The 3,021-nt window shown below is 37.4% G+C and carries 1 protein-coding gene; it reads left to right on the top strand.

All coding sequences use genetic code 11. The features are described from left to right. Window positions 1-531: 531 nt before the first annotated feature. Complete coding sequence (locus tag ACIPNH_RS02850; RefSeq protein ID WP_400771621.1) at window positions 532-2,769, top strand: ankyrin repeat domain-containing protein; 2,238 nt, start codon at window positions 532-534, stop codon at window positions 2,767-2,769. Window positions 2,770-3,021 lie beyond the last annotated feature (252 nt).

The raw sequence follows: 3,021 nt of genomic DNA, 5'->3' as shown, positions 1-3,021 counted from the left end.
TGTTAAGAGATACCGCGAATGAATCGCGGTATGACGGTGTAATGATGGTTAAGTAATTCGTCATCCCGCTGCTTGTTAGCGGGATCTCTTGTTAGCGCCGCGGCGGTATGACGGTTCGTGGCGGCATGAAGATAAGCTCGTCATCCCGCTACGTGTTAGCGGGATCTCTTGTTAGCGGATGAGATACCGCGAATGAATCGCGGTATGACGTGTTGAAACAATCCGATAAGGTAAGCCTCGTCATCCCGCTGCTTGTTAGCGGGATCTCTTGTTAGCGCCGCGGCGGTATGACGTAGGACTGCTGTCATTCTGCTACTTGTTAGCGGATGAGATACCGCGAATGAATCGCGATATGACGGTTCGCGGTGGCATGATGTAGGACTGCTGTGACACCATTATAGAATGAACCAGTGTCAGCTACTTGCATAGAAAATGTTTATGACTAATTTTTAGATCAAACATGGAATTTCGACAAACTTAACTTTTTTGTGAGACTGTTTAGCAATAATAAATAAATTGAGAGGAAAGGTTATGGCAATAAAAAAGGAAAAGTTTTTTGAAATAATAAATGAGGTAAGCAAGAGTGAAGGTTTAAATGAGAATAATTTACTTGAAAGAATAGGAAATGAGTTAGAAAAGATAAACTCACAAGAGCATACAACACATAATATGTATAGTGATTTAAAAAAAAGTGGGCGGTTAAAAGATAAGATCTTCAGTATATTAAATTCAGGCAAAACTGTAAATTGTATGTTGTTACATCTTGCTGTGGAATGTAACAGTGTACCAATAGTAAAACTCCTACTAGCAAAGGAAGCAAAAGTTAATGAACCAATATATGAACTTGATGAAGCTAAGTCTAAGCTAACTGCTTTGCACATTGCTGCTTTGCATGGTCATCAAGAGATAGTTCAGCTTTTATTGAATAATGACGCAAATCCTTTACTAAAAGATAGTCAAGGCCGAATTCCAAGGGATATTGTCGGTGATGTAAAAGGTAAAAAGGCTATAATAGAAATGTTAGAGGAAGGAGAACAACGTTATGCTGAGGCAGGAGCTACGAGAAGACAAAATAGACAAGGCACTTTACCGCAGCCTAATAATAAAACTCCAGGAAATTTAGCTGTGAACGGAAATAACGCAACTGCTGCAGTGCAAGCATGTAATGCAAGAGATCAGGAAGAGAACAACGGAACTACACCAAACAACAGAAAAATCTATGTACAAGATGAGGATGAACAGACTTCTTCAAACTCAATCATTAATGAAAACAATATAAATAAAGTAGATGATACATTAGAAAGAGAACTGGCTATAAGAGAAAGAGATGCTGTGGAGCAAAAGTTGCAAGAGGCAGAACAACGATTTGCCAATAATCGGAAGCGCATAGAACAACCCGGTCATAATCAACATTCGGAACAATACGGTGCTACATATAATGGTGAACAGACCTTTTTAGATTCGACTATTGATGAAAGTAATAGTAGCGACAGTGGAATAAATACTTCCACAGAAGACATCGGTAAAGAGTTAGAAAAACACAATACACGAGATGAAAATGGAATGACTCCTTTACACCATGCTGCTGCAAATGGTGATGTAAAGACTGCAAAGTATCTAATAGATGATGGAGCAAATGTTGATGCACAAGATAAAGGTAGACATACCCCTTTACATTATGCTGCTGCATATGGTTGTGTAGAGATTGCAGAATATCTAGTAGTAAATGAAGCAAATGTTAATGCACAAGATAAAGATGGACATACCCCTTTACATTATGCTGCTATACATGGTTATGTAGAGATTGCAGAATATCTAATAGATAATGGAGCAGATGTTGATGCACAAGATAAAGATGGCGTGACCCCTTTACACTATGCTGCTGTGCATGGTTATGTAGAGATTGTAAAGTATCTAATAGATAATGGAGCAAATATTAATGCACAAGATAAAGATGGACATATCCCTTTATACTTTGCTGTTACAAATGACAATAAAGAATTAGCAAAACTTTTGATAAAATATGGAGCAGATCGCTCATTGATAAAGGATGAAGACCTAATAGATAGACTAAACAGTATGTGTGATCAGCCATCTGAGGTTGTACCTAGTACCTTTTCTCATTCCAAAACACACAACGCAACGGAAACTCCAGAAAAAGCAGAAAAGGTTGAAAAACGTAAAGCTAAGTTAAAAGAATTACGTACTCAGCTAAAGGATGAGCAGAAAAAGAATGAATTGCTAAAACAAAAAATACAAGATCTAGAAAGTAAAAATACAACACTTAATAGCGAATTAGAAGAAAACGAAAATAAGCATTCTAAAACAAAAGTGTTGTTAGAAAAAGCGCAAAAGGAACTAGCAGAATCAAAAAGTTGCATAGTTGGACATGAGACTAAGTTGAAACAATTCAATAAAGAGAATGAATCACTAACACAAAAAATAAAAAGTCTGGAGAATGAAAACACACCACTTGAGTGTGAACTGGGCAAAACTAAAACTAAAACAAATGAAGTGTCGCTAGAAAAAGCAGGAAAAAGACAAATGAGTTTCTTAAAAGTTGCTTCTGTGAATCTTGTAACTATGTTAACAGTAGGTGCTACTCTCAGTATTGCTTTCGACTTGTCTGTTCTACCAATAATTGTAGTTTTTGTAACATCTGCTGCATTGCTAGCTAGTTGCGTTACATACGCAATATCAAAACCCATCGCTCCTACCACTGAATTGAAAGAAGTGGATATTCAAGGTTCAGCACAACGGTGTTTGTAAAACTTAGCACCTACATCTGTACGAACATTGCAGTTTGCAGGTGGCAGATGCAAGTAGCTGCACTGGAATCCCAAAAAAGGATGATGTCATTCCAGTCTGGAATCCAGCCTTGCCGTAATCTCATCAAGAACGTTGTGTTTTAACATAAAACGGCTACTTTTATGCTTACCAACTTAATAAAATTCCTGGATCCCAGTGGGCTTTGTTGCATCGCTAGCTATGATGGATTAAAGATAAAAAAGGTGGAGAATA

It is taken from the genome of Wolbachia endosymbiont of Drosophila barbarae (assembly GCF_044752445.1).
Classification (GTDB): Bacteria; Pseudomonadota; Alphaproteobacteria; order Rickettsiales; family Anaplasmataceae; genus Wolbachia; species Wolbachia pipientis.
The sequence above is the reverse complement of the archived record's forward strand: the minus strand, read 5'-3'. Positions and strand labels throughout refer to the sequence as shown.